The sequence below is a fragment of the Niabella yanshanensis genome, assembly GCF_034424215.1.
Classification (GTDB): Bacteria; Bacteroidota; Bacteroidia; order Chitinophagales; family Chitinophagaceae; genus Niabella; species Niabella yanshanensis.
Genome location: NZ_CP139960.1, coordinates 3437896 through 3458209 on the forward strand (window position 1 = coordinate 3437896; position 20314 = coordinate 3458209).

Annotated in this window: 12 protein-coding genes; 11 read left to right on the plus strand and 1 reads right to left on the minus strand. The window is 43.9% G+C overall.

Going from position 1 to position 20314, the window contains the following annotated elements:
• Positions 1-26: 26 nt before the first annotated feature.
• From U0035_RS14380 to U0035_RS14400, 5 genes are all read left to right on the plus strand, one after another.
• Positions 27-2021, plus strand: coding sequence for a RagB/SusD family nutrient uptake outer membrane protein (locus tag U0035_RS14380; protein ID WP_114793217.1), 1995 nt, complete (start codon positions 27-29; stop codon positions 2019-2021).
• Between the two features lie 25 nt (positions 2022-2046).
• On the plus strand, positions 2047-3237 hold the full coding sequence (locus tag U0035_RS14385) for a DUF5000 domain-containing lipoprotein (RefSeq protein WP_114793216.1): 1191 nt from the start codon (positions 2047-2049) through the stop codon (positions 3235-3237).
• A gap of 33 nt (positions 3238-3270) precedes the next feature.
• Positions 3271-4500, plus strand: a complete 1230-nt coding sequence (locus U0035_RS14390; protein WP_162818019.1) for a DUF4998 domain-containing protein — start codon at positions 3271-3273, stop codon at positions 4498-4500.
• A 187-nt stretch (positions 4501-4687) separates the two neighbouring features.
• Positions 4688-5917, plus strand: coding sequence for a hypothetical protein (locus tag U0035_RS14395; protein ID WP_114793214.1), 1230 nt, complete (start codon positions 4688-4690; stop codon positions 5915-5917).
• A gap of 76 nt (positions 5918-5993) precedes the next feature.
• Positions 5994-9155: a glycoside hydrolase family 2 TIM barrel-domain containing protein gene (locus tag U0035_RS14400; protein ID WP_114793213.1), complete on the plus strand. Its 3162-nt coding sequence runs from the start codon at positions 5994-5996 to the stop codon at positions 9153-9155.
• Between the two features lie 113 nt (positions 9156-9268).
• On the opposite strand, the gene U0035_RS14405 is transcribed toward U0035_RS14400, so the two are convergent.
• On the minus strand, positions 9269-9781 hold the full coding sequence (locus U0035_RS14405) for an O-acetyl-ADP-ribose deacetylase (RefSeq protein ID WP_114793212.1): 513 nt from the start codon (positions 9779-9781) through the stop codon (positions 9269-9271).
• Between the two features lie 95 nt (positions 9782-9876).
• On the opposite strand from U0035_RS14405, the gene U0035_RS14410 reads away from it, so the two are divergent.
• The 6 genes from U0035_RS14410 (at position 9877) to U0035_RS14435 (ending at position 20300) form a co-directional block, all read left to right on the plus strand.
• A complete protein-coding gene (locus U0035_RS14410) occupies positions 9877-11931 on the plus strand; it encodes a family 10 glycosylhydrolase (protein ID WP_114793211.1) in 2055 nt (684 codons plus the stop codon).
• A gap of 79 nt (positions 11932-12010) precedes the next feature.
• Positions 12011-13390, plus strand: a complete 1380-nt coding sequence (locus U0035_RS14415; protein ID WP_114793210.1) for a deoxyguanosinetriphosphate triphosphohydrolase — start codon at positions 12011-12013, stop codon at positions 13388-13390.
• A 112-nt stretch (positions 13391-13502) separates the two neighbouring features.
• Positions 13503-14051: an RNA polymerase sigma factor gene (locus U0035_RS14420; protein WP_114793209.1), complete on the plus strand. Its 549-nt coding sequence runs from the start codon at positions 13503-13505 to the stop codon at positions 14049-14051.
• A 57-nt stretch (positions 14052-14108) separates the two neighbouring features.
• Entirely contained in the window at positions 14109-15212 is a 1104-nt protein-coding gene (locus tag U0035_RS14425) for a FecR family protein (RefSeq protein WP_114793208.1), read from the plus strand.
• A 179-nt stretch (positions 15213-15391) separates the two neighbouring features.
• A complete protein-coding gene (locus U0035_RS14430; RefSeq protein ID WP_245957850.1) occupies positions 15392-18721 on the plus strand; it encodes a SusC/RagA family TonB-linked outer membrane protein in 3330 nt (1109 codons plus the stop codon).
• A gap of 28 nt (positions 18722-18749) precedes the next feature.
• Positions 18750-20300 carry a SusD/RagB family nutrient-binding outer membrane lipoprotein gene (locus tag U0035_RS14435; protein ID WP_245957849.1) on the plus strand — a complete coding sequence of 517 codons (1551 nt, stop codon included), beginning with the start codon at positions 18750-18752 and terminating at the stop codon, positions 20298-20300.
• Positions 20301-20314 lie beyond the last annotated feature (14 nt).

Below are 20314 nucleotides of genomic sequence, written 5' to 3' on the forward strand. Positions count from 1 at the left end.
TTCCCCTATTTTAATAGTATATCAACATGAAAATAGAACAGCTCATTAAAAGTACCTGGAACAGCTGCAAAAAGCAGCTAACCTTATTAGGAGGTATACTGCTGATCGCAGGAACTTCCTGTAACAAATACCTCGATATTGTTCCTGATAACATTGCTGTAATAGACAATGCTTTTACCATGCGTACTGAAGCAGAAAAGTACCTGTTTACCTGCTACTCATTTTTACCACGTAATGGCGATCCGGCATATAATATCGGCTTATTAGGCGGCGATGAAATTTGGCTGCCCCGTAATCCCCGTGATCTTACCGCGTATGCCTGGGGTACATTAAATACTTCCGGTATTGCTACCGGTGGCCAAAACGCAGCCGAACCTAAGCTTGATGCCTGGAGGGGTTGGTGGCAGGGCGGAGGCCCTGATGACCGGTATGGCCTTTGGAAGGCGATCCGGAATTGCAATATCTTCCTTGAAAATGTAAGCAATACCTCCAAAGTACGCGACCTGCGGCTGGATGAGCGTACCCGCTGGCTTGCCGAGGTAAAATTTTTAAAAGCTTACTATCATTATTACCTGCTAAGAATGTACGGGCCAATACCGCTGGTAGATCAGAACATAGATATCAGTGCGCCTGAGAGCGAAGTGCGTATCAAACGTAAGCCTTTTGACGAGTGTGTAGCCTACATCACAGGATTATTGGATGAAGCCGCACCTAATTTACCTTTATTGATATCTGACAGAACAACAGAATTAGGCAGGATAACCCGGCCTATTGCGCTGGCAATAAAAGCTAAACTCTGGTTGCTGGCAGCAAGCCCCTTATTTAATGGTAATCCGGATTATGCCAGCTTTAAAGATCATGATGGTGTTGCATTATTTCCGGCTACGTATGACGCAACCAAATGGGATAAAGCAGCCCAATATACCAAGACAGCGATTGATGTGGCTGAAGAAGCCGGGCATAAGTTGCATCAGTTCCTGGGAACATCCTTTCAATTGTCCGAAACTACCTTGCAGCAATTGCGTATAAGAACTGCTATGACAGAACGCTGGAGCCTGGAGCATGTATGGGCTAACCCTAACAGCCGCGCCGGATTTGATATGCAAGCCCGGGCTATGCCCAGGCTGGCCGGATCCGAATCGAGCGGGCAGGCAAGGATGCAGTTTGCAGCACCTCTTAAAATTGTTGAAATGTTTTATTCCAAAAACGGGGTGCCTATTAATGAAGATAAATTGATTGACTTTAGTAACCGTTATACTACCCGGCTTGCGGTTAGTTCAGAACGGTTTAACATTAAGCCGGGTTATGAAACTGCCCGTATGAACTTTGACCGTGAACCCCGGTTTTATGCGTTCCTGAGTTTTGATGGTGGCATATATTATAAGTATGATAGTCCCGGCAATTCGGATGAAAATTCATGGGTTGTGGAAGGCAAGTATACGCAGGCTTCCGGTGCAACGGATGCCCTCGGCTTCTTAAATGAAACAGGCTACTTTGTAAAGAAACTGGTAGACTGGAATGCTACTCATACCAACAGCAACCAGGGTATCAATTACCGCGATTATCCATGGCCGGAGATCCGCCTGCCCGATCTGTACCTGATGTACGCAGAAGCTTTAAACGAAAGTCAGGGGCCCATCGGTGACGTTTTAATTTATGTGGATAAAGTCAGAAGCCGTGCAGGCCTGGAAGGTGTTGTGGCATCATGGTCTAAGTACTCGAGCAATCCCTCTAAGTACACCACTAAAGACGGTATGCGCGAGATCATTCACCAGGAAAGAGGTATTGAATTATCTTTTGAAGGACAGCGTTTCTGGGATCTGCGCCGCTGGAAAAAAGCTGCTGAATCGCTCAATCAGGCCATCACAGGCTGGAGCGTTTACCAGGACAAAACCGCCGACTACTATCGCGTACGGACCATTTTCACACAAAATTTTGTAGCGCCTCGTGATTACTTGTGGCCCATACGAACCGACGATATCAGAATCAACCCTAATTTGGTACAAAACCCGGGTTGGTAGATAAACGATCACCATTAAAAATGTTATGATGAAACTAAAAATATTTTTATTCAGCCTGTTAGTGTTAGCAGGATTAGGCTGTGCGAAGGAAACCACCTTGTCTCCTTTGGAGAGTAACGGCACGCCCCCGGGCAAGGTAACCAATGTGCAATGGGCCGCGGGCCCCGGCAGTGCTACCATTACTTATGCCTTACCTTCTGATAAAGATTTGCTTTATGTTAAAGCAGTATATAACCTGGCCTCTGGCAGAGAGATGGAAGTAAAGGCTTCCTACTATGGACGGTCGCTGATGGTAGAAGGTTTTGGTGATACCGAAGAGCACGAGGTGAAGCTATATGCTGTAAATCGTAGTGAGGTAGCATCTGATCCGGTAACGATCAAAGTAAAGCCGCTGGAGAACCCGATATGGGGTGTTTTCAGAAGCCTGTCTATGGCTCCCGATTTCAGTGGTATCCGGATCACTGCTAAAAATACATCCAAGGCAGATCTGGCTTTCGAGGTTTTTGCCGAAGATAGCACCGGTAAGCTTAAGCCCGCTACTAATAATATCTATTCCTCTGCCGAAGATGTTGCGCGTACGATCAGGGGGTACGACTCTATACCCAGAAGATTTGCCGTTACAGTCAGAGATCGCTGGCTGAACTATAGCGATACGCTTTTTGCCCATTTAACACCTTACTACGAAACCGAGATTCCGCGATCCGGATTTCGTGCGGTTACATTGCCAGGTGACGTTGGATTACATAAAGACACACCGATGCCGGGTATGTGGGATGGTATTGCAGACTGGTGGCCGGCTGTAACTATGACCAGTTCGGCTGTGCTTACCCCCCAATGGATCACATTTGATATTGGTAAATTGGCAACACTTAGTCGAGTACTGATATATGATTATGGTGAGTACATCAATGGACGTACTTATTTCTATGCGGGTAATTTATTTGACTTTGAAATATGGGGAAGTAACAATCCTCCTGCCGATGGAAGCTTTGACAACTGGATAAAACTGGGCACTTTTAAATCAGTAAAACCTTCAGGTACACCCTATGGTGTAAATACCGCCGAAGACCTGGAAGTGGCAAGGGCAGGGTTGAGCTATACGTTTGATCCGGGTATGCCCAAAGTAAAATACCTGCGTATTAAAAGCATCAAGAACTGGCAGGGCACTACCTATTTTGCGATAGCAGAAATACGGGTATTTGGTGATCCTCGCTAATCCATAGTACTATCAATATAAAAACTCATGCAGATGAACAGAATAAAAATACCTTACATAAGCATCTTTTTAGCATCCATGGTTTGCGCACTGACAGTGCTGTTTCCCTCGTGTATTAAGGAGGATGATTATAAAAAATTTACTGAGGGAGGTGAAATTTCTTACACCGGAAAATTGGATTCCATTAAAATATTTTCTGGAAGAAACAGGGTTGTTATACAAGGCTTGCTTATTGCAGATCCGAAGGTGACCAGGTGTGTAATATACTGGAATAACAGGGCAGACTCCGTGACAATACCCGTAACCCGTACCGAAAATATAGATACTTTAAAAGTTGAGCTGAAGAATATGATAGAGGGGGTGCACAACTTTACTATTTATACTTATGATAACCTGGGCAATCAGTCTGTTCCTACCTATAAATCGGGCCGGGCATACGGCGACAGATACGTGAGCTCATTATCCAACAGGCCTATTAATAATGCGTATACCGATGAGGCAGGCCTTACCAGTATAGAATGGGGCGTAATGGACCGGTTGAGCGGTATATTCGCTACCGATGTAACGTACACTAACGCATCTGACCAACAACAGGTCCTGAGAATTCCTGTCGACTCTTCGTTAACATATCTGGATAACTTTAAAGAAAAAACAGATATCCGGTTCAGGACGATGTTTATTCCTGACTCGATGTCAATCGATACTTTTTATACCACTGTTACCACAAAGTATATACCCAAGTTTAGCCAGGCAGATATAACCGGCACTTATCTTAAGAATGCGGGTCCTAATGTTAACTATAGTTCAATCGCGGGCAACAACAGGTGGGGTATATTAAGTGACTGGACGTCTAATGCAGCCATAAAAAATGCCAGCGGTTTCGGAGGATATGAAAGAAGAAGCACCATAGGCTTTATTTCTCTTGAAGCAGGCTGGGGACTTCCCAACGTAACAGATGGAAAAATATTCCAGACAGTAACACTACCTGCAGGTAGCTATAGGTTTTCGGTTGTAATGAATGAATTTAATAGCGGAGGTTCCAGGTACTTAAGTGTTGCTGTGGGTAACGACCTGCCCAATGCTTCTGATGTAACAGGAAGCAGCATCGCTTTTTCAAACCTCGAAAGTAAGGTGTTGAATTTCACGCTGACAGCGCCAACGACAGTATCCATTGGATTTGTCTGTAGCCTAACCGGCACTTCGGGCACCGGTATGTATTCGAAAATAGCATCGGTTAAACTATACTCTATACAATATCTTTAAGGGCATGCCAGGCAATGCAAAAGAAGGCGCGGCGGTGGTTTTATAACCCTTAGGATCTACCATTCAGGAATTTGGATGTATTATAATATTGAATAAAATAAAGAGTCTTTTGAATGAACACGTTCTTCAAAAGGCTCTTTTTAATTAGACCTGTATCAGCATTATTCATCAAAAAAATAACCATGAAATGAGAAGATATCTCTTATTCATAGTAACGCTCTATTCATCGCTATATCTTTATTCCTGTTCCAAAGGTGATGGAGGAGCTACAACTCCCGAAGAACCCGTAGCCCTGGCAGTAAGCCTGGCCACTATTACAACTGCCGACATACACACTATCACTACTGTTGAAGCGCAAGCGGGTGGTCGTGTAATCAATAGTGGCGGGTCAACGGTTACAGAGAGAGGCATGGTACTGAGCACGGTGCCACTGCCCACTATCAACCACACGAAATTTGCGACAGCAACTGTCTCCGGCGACGGCTCTTTCACCAGCAGGTTAACGGGGCTTTCTGCATCCACCAAATACTATGTACGGGCATTTGCCATTAATGCTGCCGGCATCGCCTACGGAAATGAATTATCATTTACCACGGCTTCTATCGGATCAGCCACCTTTAACCTGGCGCCGCTTTTCATCATTGGTAGTTCTTTGGCGCATTGGGAAGTGGAGTTGACAGCTGATGGCGGTGACCCAGTAACCGAGCGCGGCCTTTGCTGGTCGCTTACAGAGAATCCTACAATAGCAGATAATAAAAGCATTGACGCCGGTAAAGGAATCGGCAGATATGCTGGGGCGATGACCGGTTTGCAACCTCAAACAGAGTATTATGTACGGGCTTACGCGAAGAACGCAGGCGGCGTCAGTTATAGTACGAACAGGAAGTTTAAAACGATTCGTAAAGGCAACCTTACTTACACATTCAATAAATCGGCTACCCCTTCAGCTACAGAGCAGGCTGCCTATAGCCGTTTGCAAATAGCCATTGACAGCGCCGTATGGTACGTTAACAACTATACATCGGCAGTAAAGCATGTATGGGTCAACTATGTTCCCGGAGTGGCTACAGCAGATGCGAACAATGAAGGCTGGATGCGCTTTGGAAGCGGAGAAGGGTATCAAAACCTGCGTACCATGCTCCATGAACTAAACCATACTTTTGGCACCGGGACCACCAGCTGGTGGACGGGTAAAATTGTGGGAGGCAAGTACCAGGGCAATTTTGCCAACGAGCTGTTGAATAAAATACAAAAATCCACCGGCGTTCAGATCAGCGGCGATACCCAGCACTGGTGGCCATACGGACTGAATCAAAATTCGGAAGTTACCTCCAGCTGGGACTATGTGTTTAATTGTCTCCTCATCGAGCAAATGAGAAAGGACGGTTTGTCTGCAGCAGGTACATGGACGGAATAAAGTGGCGTGTTTAAATATGCGTTAACAACGGTTTGCCGATAATGAAAAGACCTTTATATCATAAAAATAATTGAAGATGAAAAAAGCAATGTCATTACTGTTAGCTTGCTTAAGTATAGCAGGAGTGTACGCACAAACAAAGCCTGATTGGGAGAACCCCGAAGTATTTGCAATTAACAAAGAAAATACAAGGGCCACATCGCTGCCCTATGCAACAGAAGCGCAGGCGCTGCAGAATGAATATACAACTTCGCCCTACTATAAATCTTTAAACGGCAACTGGGAGTTTTACTGGGTAGCAAAAGTAGCGGATGTACCGGTGAACTTTTTTGAAGAAAATAATTATAGTCCCGTTACTACAGTGCCCTGGAAAAAAGGACAACCGAATCTCATCGATGGAAAGTCAGGCTGGACGCTGATGCCCGTTCCCGGTAACTGGGAATTTAACGGATTTGGTATACCAATGTATGTTAATACGGGCTTCGGCTTCCCTAAAAACCCGCCCCTTATCAATAAAGAAGATTCCCCTACCGGGGCTTATCGGTACCAGTTTGATATACCTCAAAACTGGGATGGTCGCAAAGTATTCCTGCATTTTGAAGGAGGTACCAACTCCATGTATGTATGGATCAATGGTAAGAAGGTAGGGTATACTGAAAATGCAAAAAGCCCCGCTGAATTTGATATTACGCCTTACATACGCGCAGGAAAGAACCTGCTGGCTTGCGAAGTGCATAAGTTTAGCGACGGCACTTACCTGGAAGACCAGGATATGTGGAGACTGGGAGGTATTAACCGCAACGTGTATTTGTATAGCACAGCGCAAACCCGTATACAGGACTTTTTTTCGCATGCCGACCTGGATGCGGCTTACAAAAACGGCTTATTTAGTACGGACGTGAAAATTAAGAATTATGGTAATAACGCTGCTGCTCAAACAGTGGAAATATCCATCTATGATAAAGCCGGCAAGAAAGTGTTTGTTCAAAATAAAAAAATAACCGTACCTGCCGGCGCGCTTGACTCTTTATGGTTTGAAGGCACCATTAAAACGCCATTGCAGTGGACGGCCGAGACGCCTAACCTGTATAACATGCTCATCACGTTAAAAGATGAACGCAATGCCATAATAGAAGCCACGTCTCATAAAATTGGTTTTAGAAAAATAGAATTAAAAGATGGACAGGTGTTGGTGAACGGCAAAAAGGTATTGTTTAAAGGCGTAAACCTGCATGAGTTCAATACCCATACCGGCCAGGTGGTGGACTCTGCTGTGATGCTGCGTAACATACAGTTGTTTAAAGAGCTTAATATTAATGCAGTTCGTACTTCGCATTATCCTCAGCAGCCTTTATGGTACAAGCTTTGCGATGAGTACGGCATTTACCTGGTTGATGAAACCAATCTCGAATCGCATGGACTGGGTTATGGCCCGGATAATGTTTCTAATTTCCCCGAGTGGCAGGAAGCGCATCTTGACAGGGTGAAACGTTTGATAGAAAGAGATAAGAACCATGCATCTGTGATCTTCTGGTCTCTGGGTAATGAAGCCAGTAACGGTAAAGCATTTTTTACCATGTATGATTGGGCTAAAGCCCGCGATAAAAGCCGCCCGGTACAATATGAGCAAGCCTACCAAAGGGACCGCAATACCGATATCATCTGTCACATGTACCCTTCCTGGGAAAGTATGAAACGCGATGCTGCAAAAGACCTCAAGCGTCCTTACATCATGTGTGAGTATGCACATGCCATGGGGAATAGCATGGGTAATTTCCAGGATTACTGGGACCTGATGCGCACCAGCAAAAACATGCAGGGTGGTTTTATCTGGGAATGGTATAATCATGGTTATAAAACAACCGACGAACAGGGCCGTGAGTACTGGGCCTATGGAGGGGACCTCAGGGGATACAACAAACTGAATGAAGGGAACTTTTGTATGGATGGTATCATCACACCTGACCAGCAATACCTGCCGCACACCCATATCGTAAAAAAGGTATACCAGAATATACTTTTCGAAGCAAAGGACCTGAACAAAGGCCTGGTTACCGTGATCAACGATTTTAAATTTATTTCCATCACCCCCAAAGATTATACTTACAAATGGGTGCTGTTGAAAAATGGAGATACGGCAACTACCGGAAGCTTTGACGTAACAATAGCGGCCGATTCGAAGAAGGAGGTGAAACTGAACCTCTCTGAAATAAATACAGAGCCAGGCCAGGAGTACTACCTGCATGTATATGCCTTAACCCGCACTGCTTCCCGGTTTTTACCTGCAGGTTTTGAAGCGGCTAAGGGAGAGTTGGCGCTAACCGGCAATAATTACTTTACAGGCAAACAGGCCAAAAAAAATAAGGCATGGGAGAAGAAGGAAGAAGGGGAAAAGGTTATCATAACAGCCCAAGATGTTAGTTACGAATTTCAGAAGAACTGGCGGGGATTAAGCTCTTTCAATCCATCCTCTTTAGGATGGTTGTTTGGCAAGCATCCCAAACTGAATTTCTGGAGAGCGCCAACTGACAATGATTTTGGAGAGCAGGCCCAGTATAATCTTCGCTTATGGGAGGCAGCTTCACAGAATCAAAAAACCAGTTTTAAAGGTATAGAGGAAACTGATGGTGCTATAAGTTTTATCTATGAGGTTAAGCCTGTAGGTATTGAAGCGGTAACTACTATAACTTACACAGTTAACGCCAACGGGTCTTTAACCATAACTGCAAAGTATAAAGCGCTATCCGCTGACTTACCCGAGTTAATGCGCTTCGGAATGAACATGGAGTTATCGGACAGGTTCAATGAATTTACCTGGTATGGTCGTGGCCCCTGGGAAAATTATGTTGATAGAAAAGACGATGCCTTCATGAGTATTTGGAAAGGAAATGTAGCAGATCAGGCATTTTCTTATTACCGCCCCCAGGAAGCGGGTAATAAAACAGATGTACGGTGGTTGATGCTTACCGATAAAAATGGCAAGGGTATACGTATCGATGGCGCGCAGCCGCTTTCGGTTAGTGCTACCAATTACCGGACGGAAGATTGGGACCCGGGCACTACCAAGAAACAGCAGCATGCATCTGACGTACTGCCTGTTGATCGCGTGATATTGAATGTAGACCTGTTTCAGAGAGGAGTGGGTGGTTTAAACTCATGGGGAGCAAAGCCGCTGGATCCCTATCGTTTCAGGGAAAAAGAGTATAGCTATCAATATACGATTAGCGTTATCCAGTAGTATCGCAAACTTATAAAAAGAATATCCGGCAGGCTTACCGTTTAAACGGTAAGCCTGTCTTTATTAAAGAATGGATAAGGATACATTGAAGCAATAGGCTTTATTCAAATAGTCTATTCTTCAAGAATTGGCTGATAAACAGCATGATTTTCCTCATCAAAGCAAACAAAAATGACCCTTTGAATGATGGCTTGTTTAGTGATAAACTCTCGAACGGTTTGAATGGCAATAGAAGCTGCCTGGCCCTTAGGAAATCCATAAATGCCGGTGCTGATATTGGGAAATGAAATACTCAACACATTATTCTTTGCCGCCAGTTTCAGGCTATTGTAATACGCCTGACGCAATAATTCTTTTTCTCCCTGTTGTCCGTTTTGCCAAACGGGACCCACCGTATGTATTACATATTGCGCAGGCAAATTGCCTGCAGTGGTGATCACAGCTTCTCCGGTTTTACACCCACCCTGCCGGGCTCTTATTTTCCGGCAGTCTTCGAGTATAGCAGGGCCGCCATCCCTGTGAATCGCGCCATCCACACCTCCGCCTCCCAGCAGCGAAGAGTTGGCTGCGTTTACAATAGCGTCTACTGCTATTTTAGTGATATCTCCCTTTATCAGTTCGATCATGTTGGCTATTTGCAAGCTGAAGTTAACGCATTTGTGTGGAGTGAAGCGTCGATAAAAAAGTATTAAGTACATTTAAGTTTCCTAAACCCTGTTATATGTTTACACGGTATTTATCTTTTTTTGCTTTGATAGCGGTCGTTTCAATGAGTTCCTGCTCATCGCATAAGCCTTTGACACATCATGCTTCTCAAGCAGGTATACAACCAACAACCGTTCCGGATGCCGTAAGAGAGTTCAGGGCTGCATGGGGAGCCACCGTTGCCAATATTAACTGGCCCAGTAAACCCGGCCTGCCTGCGGGTGAGCAACAAAAGGAAGCTATTGCATTACTCGATTTTTTAAAGGAGCACCATTTTAATGCCGTGATTTTCCAGGTGAGGCCACAGGCAGATGCGCTTTACAAAAGTGCTTTAGAACCCTGGTCTTATTATCTTACCGGGCAGCAGGGAAAAGCCCCCGAACCCTTTTATGATCCGCTTGAATTTTGGGTTAAAGCTGCACATGAGCGGGGCCTGGAGCTTCATGTATGGCTAAATCCTTATCGCGCCCACCATGTAGCCGGAGGTCCGGTTAGTGATCAGTCATTGGTTAAAACGCAACCTGGCCTGGTCGTTTCTTTGAAGGAAGGTTATTGGTGGTTTGATCCTTCGCTGAAGGAAACACAGGATCATGGTGTGAACGTAGTAATGGATATTGTAAAGAGATATGATATAGACGGTGTGCATTTCGATGATTATTTTTATCCCTATCCTTCTTATAATAAAAATGAAGACTTCCCCGATACAGTCAGCTGGAAAAAATACCAACTGGCGGGTGGAACCTTATCGCGTGGCGATTGGCGCAGGAAAAGCGTCAACGATTTTATTGAGCGTTTATATAGCGAGATAAAGAAGGAGAAGAAACATGTAAAATTCGGACTGAGTCCGTTTGGCATATGGCGTCCCGGCTATCCGGCTTCAGTAGAAGGATTTGATCAGTACGAAGAATTGTATGCGGATGCTAAATTGTGGTTGAACAAGGGTTGGATAGATTATTTCTCTCCCCAATTATACTGGCCTGCCAGCAGGCTGGCACAAAGCTATCCGGTTTTGCTAGGCTGGTGGTCAGGAGAAAATACCATGAACCGCCATTTATGGCCGGGAATAAGCGTAGGCCGCGATACCAGTTCTATCAATACTACGGAGGTTATAAACGAAATCATGATCAGCAGGGGCGTTACGCCCCAAAGCAGTGGGGTGGTGCATTGGAGCATGTCATCACTTACAAAAAACACCAAACTTGCTCAGGCATTGCTGGACGGACCTTATAAAAAACAGGCTTTGGTGCCGCCCAGTAGCTGGTTAGATCCTATAGCGCCTGTGGCGCCAATAGTTAGACTCAAAAAAGAACAGGATATTGTTACTGTTAATTGGTCGCACCTGGGCAAAAATGATGTATCACAATGGGTAATTTATTACCAGTATGGTAAAAGTTGGAATTATCAAATATTGAACAGCGAAGCGGAGTCGCTCACTTTAAAAAATGGCGAAGGAAAAAATACTTTGAACAGTATTGCAGTAAGCGCCGTCGACCGCTCGGGAAATGAAAGCGTAAAAACAACGGTCTTCCCCGATATTGTACACATCGAATCACGCAAAGCCTGGAATGCCAGCGAACCGCGCCCGTACAAGCAACAGGTACCTGTACGCATTACCGTGCATCATGAGGGCGGTAAAGTATTACCGGATACGGCAAGCGCTGCTACCCGCCTGAAAAATATCCAGACCTGGTGCATGGGACCCGACCGGAAATGGACGGACATTCCTTATCACTACCTTATTGCGCCGGACGGAACCGTATATGAAGGGCGTAATCCGCTTACGGTTGGCGAAACCAATACAGAATATGATCCTTCCGGTCATTTGCTGATCTGTTTTTTAGGAAATTACGGTCAGCAAAAAATGAATCAGCACCTGTTGGACGTTCTTTCCAGGCTAATCGCTCATTTTTGTATTCAATACAATATTTCACCTGAAGCCATCTCAACCCACCGCGATCACAGTAAAATGACCACCTGCCCTGGAGAAAACATCTATCCTTATTTTAAAAATAATTACGTAAAACAGCGGGTGAAAGAGCTGTTGCAACAAACCGGCGGTACTAAAGGGTGATATTTTAAACCGGGTTACTTAATCAATATGGGAATCTAAAGCTGCTTTCCTATAATTTTGGCATTGCAAAATTTCAGGTATGGCAATGAACTGGGTCAATTGTTTTTCTTCAAAGAGGTACGGTATTGAATATACAACGGAAGATGAAAGAAGCGATTTTGAAAGAGATTGGGACCGCATTATATTTTCAAGTCCCTTCAGGCGCTTGCAAAATAAAACCCAGGTATTCCCATTGCCCGAGGAAATTTTTGTTCACAACCGTTTAACGCATTCGCTCGAGGTGGCCAGTGTCGGACGCTCTTTAGGAGGTTTAATAGGCGAGCGGCTGGCGCAGTTGCCCCAAGTGGCAGCCGATAGCCGGGCTGCAGACTTTTATACCAATAACCTTAAATACGTAATTGCCGCTGCCTGCCTGGCGCACGATATGGGTAACCCCGCTTTTGGTCATTCGGGAGAAGATGCTATTTCCAAATATTTCAGAAAGAGAGATACTGAAAAACCCGATGATATGGCGTTTAAGCAGTTATTTACGCCTGCACAGTGGAAAGATCTCACCACCTTCGAGGGAAACGCGAATGCCCTGCGTATTTTAACCATGTACCAGAATGGAAGGGCCAAGGGCGGTTTCCGCCTTACTTACAGCACATTGGGCTCCATCATCAAATATCCGTGCGAGTCACTGGCATCAGGCAATAAGAAGAGGGTGCATCAAAAAAAATACGGCTATTTTAACATTGATGAGCCTGTTTTCCTGGCCATAGCAAAGGAGCTGAATATGGTGATTGATGAAGGGAAGGAACTGATGGTGTACAAGCGTCATCCCTTTGTTTTTATTGTAGAAGCGGCAGATGACATCTGTTATAATATCATTGATTTTGAAGATGCACATCGTTTGGGACTGTTGGATTATGAAGAAGTGCGCGATAGCTTTATCAACATTATACAACATCACACCAGCAATATTGAGCGGGTGAAACAAATAGCAGAAGACCTGCGCGCTGATCCAAATGAATCGATTGCCTACCTGCGTGCAAAAGCAATTAATGTGCTGATCAATAAATGTACTGAGGTGTTCTGGCAGCACAAAGACGAAATTCTGGAAGGCAGCTTTAACCAAAGTCTGTTGGATGCCATACCTGGGATGCAGGATGCGCTGTCCCACATCAATCAAGTTTCAGTAGCAAGGATTTATAATGCTAAAAAAGTAATAGAACTGGAGATCGCCGGTTTCCGTATTATGTCAGGCCTGGTTGAAGATTTCGTTACCGCTGCACTAACTCCAAAAGAAGTAAGAGACAAAGAGCACAAAAAAATTTTGGAGTTATTGCCTCAGCAGTTCCGGTTTGATGAAGCGGGCTCACCTTATGAAAAGGTGATGCGGATGCTCGATTTTATCTCTGGTATGACCGATGTATACGCCTTAAAGCTATATAGAAAGCTAAGGGGTATTGAGATATAGTATTCAAAAATTGGGTAACCGGCTTACTTTATATTAGTAAGGTGCGCAACCGATTGATCGTTTCCGATCATCATTCTGCACGTATCTTTGATACGCATTTGAGGGCCATTTCATGAAAATTATAGACAACTGGTATTGCAATCACAGGGGGCGACTTTTGGCAATTGCTTGTCAAAAGGGCTACAGTTATGAGGAAGCGAAGGACATTGTGCAACAATTTTTTTTAGACATCTTACAAAAAGAACTGGGCGACATCAAAAACCCCGGGGCTTTTCTGCTAACTGCATTTAAAAACCGGTTGATAGACCTGTACCGCGCTGACAGAGCTAAACCTGCATTTGAGGTAACCCCCGATGTGCCGTCTACACAGGATATTATCGAAGATTTGGAGTCAGACGCAGCATTGGTAGAAAAAATTGCCAATGCTTATAAAAACCTGCCCGCACGTTACAGACGTGTCATTTATATGAAATACTACCAGGGTTTGACCACAGAGCAAATTGTGGACGAAACCGGTTTTACCTACCAGACCGTTTATAATAATCTTTCCAAAGGAATTCAGCTGTTACGGCGGAACCTGGCGGATCATTCCGGCAAGACAGCCAACCTGAAATTAGCGGCATTACTGGGAATTTTATTTTCTCAGAATTTTTTTGAATAAAACCGGTTAGATTTTTACCGGCTATCCGTCTATTTAATTAAACGGAGCGCTGCTATTATGCTTTATTCTGTAGAAGACCTGGTTATCAACGACTCATTTATTGCTTACTGCATGCAACAGGATGCGGATGACAGGTCATTCTGGGATGAATACCTGGAACAGCATCCGGATGCGCTCCCGGTTGTAGAAGAAGCGCGGCTGCTGGTGCTGGGGCTGAAATATATGCTGCAGAAAAAGCAAAATGAGCTGTCTGCCGGCGATGAAAAAAGCGGGCATGCACTTTATGTGCCGGAAGCTACAGTTCAACAATTAAACCCGGTTCCTGATACAGAGCGCAACAATTCTTTTAAAAGAAAACGGGCCTGGGCTGTAGCGATGATTGTCTTAGGGGTAATGGCCTTGGGTATTTTTTACCAGACCAGCCGGTCTGTTAATAGCAATGAAAAACCGATAGAAAAAATTGTTTCAACAAAAATACCTGTTGAGTCGAAACCGGGTGAGCTCAAAACATTGGTATTGCCGGACAACTCCGCCGTTACCCTGAATATGGGCTCAACTTTAAAAATTGATGAAGGGTTCGGTACTGGTAACCGGGACGTTTACCTGGATGGAGAAGCCTTTTTTGAAGTAACACATAATAAAAACCTGCCTTTTGTAGTACATGTAAAAGACTATAAAGTAAAAGTGCTTGGAACAAGGTTTAATGTAAAAGCATATAAAAATGACAGACTAAGCGAAACCTCTTTGATAGAGGGAAGTGTGCAAATCATCGTGAATAAAAACGGGAAAGATGAAGTGTATAAAACATTAGAAGTAAATCAAAAATTTACAACCGAAGCCGATTCTTCTACTTTGACTGCAATTGCCAAAGATATGGGGGGAGAGGTAGTTCCTTTGTCTTACTATAATGAGAAACAGGCTGTGGAAACAGCATGGACAAAAGAATTGCTCATTTTTGAGGGGCAATCTTTGGATGAGATTAAAAATATACTGGAGCGAAAATTCGGTGTTACAATCACTATCCCAGACCAAAAGGTTCAGCAGTATATGTATTCTGCTAATTTTACTAACGAGTCCATTGACGAAATATTAAAAGCTTTGCAGTTGTCCTACCCCTTTTCCTACAAAAAAGAAGGAAACACAATCATTATAAATAAATAAGCCATGTAAAAAAAAGATCGCCAACAGAAAGGGAGAAACGGATTGCGGCCATTCCTCCCCGGTAATGAAAAATGGAAGGGAAAAGCCTTCCACCTTTTAATTAAAACCAAAATAAAAGTATGAAAAAAAATGCTTACTTGAATAGGCGGCTCCCTGGGCTGCTTAAAAAACTGTTGTTTATGAAATTATGTATTGCCTTGCTATGCCTGACGGCTACGCAGGTTGCAGCAACAACACTTCGATCGCAGGAAACAGTTTCTCTCAATTTGAACAAGGCCAAACTGTCCTCCGTTCTTAAAACGATAGAGAAGGAGTCGGATTACCGTTTTGCTTTTAGCAACAAAGTTGTTGACAGAATTGCCATTACACTGAAAATAGAGAATGTACCGGTACTCAACCTGCTTCCTACATTACTGGATGGCACTGGGCTTGAATTTCAAAAGCTGAATGACAAACTTATTGTGGTGCGGGAAAAAACCATAGCAACTATTATTGTAAAAGGAATGGTGGCAAATGATAAAGGAGAACCTGTAGCCGGAGTAACGATTACCTCTGATAAAGGGATAACTACAGTCACCAATATAAAGGGAGAATACAGTATAGAAGTGAACGAAGATGCGACGCTGACTTTTACACATGTCAGCTATAAATCGCAAACGGTGAAAGTGAACGGTCAGACCTCAGTTAATGTGGTACTGCAGGATGCGGAAAGATCGCTGGACGAGGTTGTTGTTACGGCGCTGGGTATTAAGCGCCAGGAAAAAGCCCTGGGCTATGCAACACAGAAAGTAGGAGGCCAAAGCCTGCAAACCGTAAAAGGAGTGGATCTGGGTACTTCACTTACCGGAAAAGTAGCAGGGTTGGTAGTAAAAAACTCAACAGAGTTTAATGGCAAACCCAACCTTGAAATGCGTGGAGAAACGCCATTGATTATTATCGACGGTGTTCAATACTCCAATGTTACATTACGGGATATACCAACAGATGATATTGAAAGCATCGACTTTTTGAAAGGCCCGACAGCCGCGGCATTGTATGGTGCCGATGGTAAAAATGGTGCGGTGATGATCAGTACCAAAAAAGGAAAAGGCAAGGGATTGTCGGTTGATTTTAACAGCAATAATATGTTTACACTGGGCTACCTTACTATTCCCAAAGTGCAAACCTCTTATGGACATGGAGAAAATGGTAAAATAACGGACGATTATGTTTGGGGACCTAAACTGAATATTGGCGACAGTGCTCTTCAGTGGAATCCTGTTACCAAAAAAGAAGAAATGATGCCCCTGATTACCCGGGGGAAAGATAACCTGAAGAACTTTATGCAAACGGGATTTGTTACCAATAACAATGTCAGCGTTACGCAAACAGGCGATAATGGCTATTTCCGCGCGGGCATCAACCACATTTATAATAAAGGGCAGTTCCCCAATCAAACATTAAAGATCACGAACTTTACGATGAGCGGAGAAATGCGTGCCGGCAACAAGTTTAGCCTGGAAACGCATATGGGCTATACCCGTAAGGAAGCGCCAAACGTATGGGGATCAGGCTATGGTGATCAGGGGTACCTGTACCAAATATTGATGTGGACCGGGCCCGAATACGATCTTTCTCAATACAAGGATTATTGGGCCGTTAAAGATCAAAAACAAAACTGGTTGTACAAGAACTGGTATGATAATCCTTACTACATGGCTTACGAAAAGTTATGGGGCCTGAACCAGAATTTATTCAATGCCAGCCTAACGGCTAATTACAAATTTACACCAGACCTGAAATTGATGCTTCGTAGCGGGTATGATTATTTTAAAGATGAAGATATTGTCAGGAACGCCATAGGTGCTATTTCTACGAGAGGGCAGAATATTAACTTTCGCCTGGACCCTGATCGTCGGGGTGCTATGAGCTGGAGCTGGAATGCAAAAGGTCTTTACGGACAGCATCAAAGCTGGGGCTTTACCTCTACCACTGATGCGATATTAAGTTATCAAAAAACTCTTGGCAAATTTGGTATAGATGTATTGGGTGGTGGATCTATGCGCTACCTGGAGTTCCGTCAGCAGGGCTCGCGTACCCGTAACGGTTTAAATGTACCGGGCTGGTATTCCTTAGCGAATGCTATTCCTTCTACGGTATTAGGCGAGGATGCAATTGTAACCAACTTTGGCTTTGAGCGCTCACAGGTAAACAGCGTTTACGGGAAAGCAACCCTCTCCTGGAATAATGCAATTTTTGTTGACGTAACGGGCAGGAACGATTGGTTCTCTACACAGCCTAAAACAGAACGTTCTTACTTCTATCCTTCAGTTGCCGGTAGCTTTATTCTTTCAGAATACTTAAACCTGCCGCAATGGGTGAATATGTGGAAATTGAGAGGTTCATGGACCGTTTCCAAATATCCCGCAAATATCTATGAGATCAACAGGGCATATACGCCGGGATCTGTATTAGGCAATGTTGCAGCTTCTTATCCCAATAACTTATACCCACTTGATCTGCTGCCAACTACCGAAAGAACCTGGGAGATAGGAACAGCGGCTTATATGTTTAAACAGCGGCTTCGTTTGGATGTTGCTTATTTCAATAAACTATATTTCGACAGGAAGATAACACCGGCTATCTCTTCTGCATCCGGTTTTGGTACCACACTAATCAATACTGCCGAGCAACTGGTTCGCCGCGGTATGGAGATCACCCTGGATGGAACCGTTATAAAAAACCAAAACCTTACCTGGAACTCTTTGATCAACTGGTCGTTCCAGCATCGCTATTATAAAACCTTAGACCCTGTTTATTCTACCGATGATGCGTTTACTAAAATAGGAGGCCGGTACGATGCGTATAAAAGAGAGATTTTGCTTAAAGACCTCAATGGTAATATCATTCACCAGAACGGTTACCCGGTAGAAAGCGATTACCAATACCAGATCGGTTATGGCGATCCCGACTTCTCATTCGGTTTTTCAAACACCGTTAACTGGAAGAACATCATTTTTGGCATTTCTATCGACGGCCGCATTGGTGGTCTGATGTACAATTATATCTGGGATAAAATGTTTGATACGGGTGTACATCCAGACACTGATAACGAGTTTCGTTATGACGAAGTGGTAAACGGATTAAAAAACTATGTGGGAAGCGGAGTAAAAGTAGTTTCGGGTGAAGTAAAGTATGATAAGTATGGCAATATTACCAGCGATACGCGCCAGTATGCGCCCAACGATGTAGCGGTAGGTTACCAGAGTTACATGCAGGACATTTCCGGGAAAGGCGAGCATGGCGTAATGAGCGAAAGCTTTGCCAAATTAAGGGAGATCTCCATCGGTTACCAGTTACCTAAATCTTTCCTGGGCAATTCTAAAATTAAAAATGCTTCTATTTCGCTAACCGCTCAGAATGTACTATTGGTAACGAAGTTTAAGTTTTCCGATCCGGACAGGGATACAGAGGACCTGAATGCACCTTCCCAAAGGATGGTTGGTTTCAATATTAAGTTAGGTCTATAATCAAGTTACAGAAAATTAAAACAATACTATGAACCGTTCTATATACAAATATATGTTGCTATGCTGCATTATCAGTGCAACATGTATAAGCTGCAGCAAGTTTGATCAGATTAATACGAACCCGGACACCACCACTACTGCCCGGTCGGAATGGCTGGCTACCAGCATGCTGGGATCTGTCACCGTAAGCGATATCAGCACACAAAAGGCATTTGCACAACCGTTCATGTTGAGCAAATACACTATCTGGAAAGAAGGCGGTCCTGAATCCATGCAGTACAACCGGTTTGGACGCATAGATTTTAACAGGTTGACGGTATTACGTAATGTAGATCCCATGATTGCCAATGCTCCGTCTGAAGCCTTAAAGAATTCATATACTGCCCTGGGTCATTTTATAAGGGCATGGCAGTTTTTTCAAACAACCATGCGTGTAGGCGATATACCTTATTCAGAAGCCATAAAGGGAGAGTCTGATAAAAATATCAAGCCAAAGTACGACAGTCAAAAAGAGGTTTTTAAGGGCATTTTAAATGAGCTGGACCAGGCTGATGAGCTCTTTAAAACCGGTGCTGATTTTTCGGGAGATATTATCTATGGAGGGAAAACTGCCAAGTGGAGAAAACTGGTCAACTCTTTCCAGCTCCATGTTTTGATGAACCTGCATAAAAAAACAGCTGATGCCGATTTGAATGTAATAGGTCGTTTTCAGAAAATTGTAGCGGAGCGGCCATTGATGGAAGATTATACAGATAATTTTGCGGTAGAATATAAGAATTCTGCAGGAAGTTGTTATCCCTGGTCCAATACTCCTGTTCAAACCAACCCTTTTATTATTTATTCCGCATTAACCACAACATTTGTTAACCCTTTAAAAGCCAACCAGGACCGGCGCTTGTTTTATGTAGCCGAACCAGCTAAAGCAAAAATTGCTGCAGGAGGCCTTGCATCAAGCTATGACTCTTACCTGGGCCTTGAACCTTCCAATACAATGGCGGATATCGTGGCGACCTATAATGCGGGTAATTTCTCAGATTTTAATAAACGATATGTGGAGTTGTTTAATGCAGAACCCGTAGGCTTGCTTTGTGTATGGGACGTAAAGTTCCTGATGGCAGAAGCTACCATAAGAGGCTGGGTATCGGGCACAACAGCGCAGGCTTACTATGCAGCGGGTATACAGCAGTCTATGAAGTTCCTGGTAAACTACACGCCGGTGGCATACAGGCACGGTGTGACAATGGACGATGCTTATATAAGCGGATATCCATTGACCGCAGGTGTTGCATTAACAGGTAGTATTGAAAACCGGATCAAGCAGATCATTACACAAAAATACCTGGCGGGATTTTTACAGAACTGTGATTATAATGCATGGTACGAAAACAGGAGAACAGGTTACCCTGAATTTGTTTTAAACCCGGCTACCAATCTTAATACGCCGTCTACAAAGTTCCCGCTTCGCTGGCTGTATCCTTCCACAGAACTAACGAATAACAGCGAAAACCTGGATGCTGCCATTAAAAGCCAGTACAGTGGTAATGATAATGTAAACGAAACAATGTGGCTACTTAAGTAAGGGATTAATAGTAT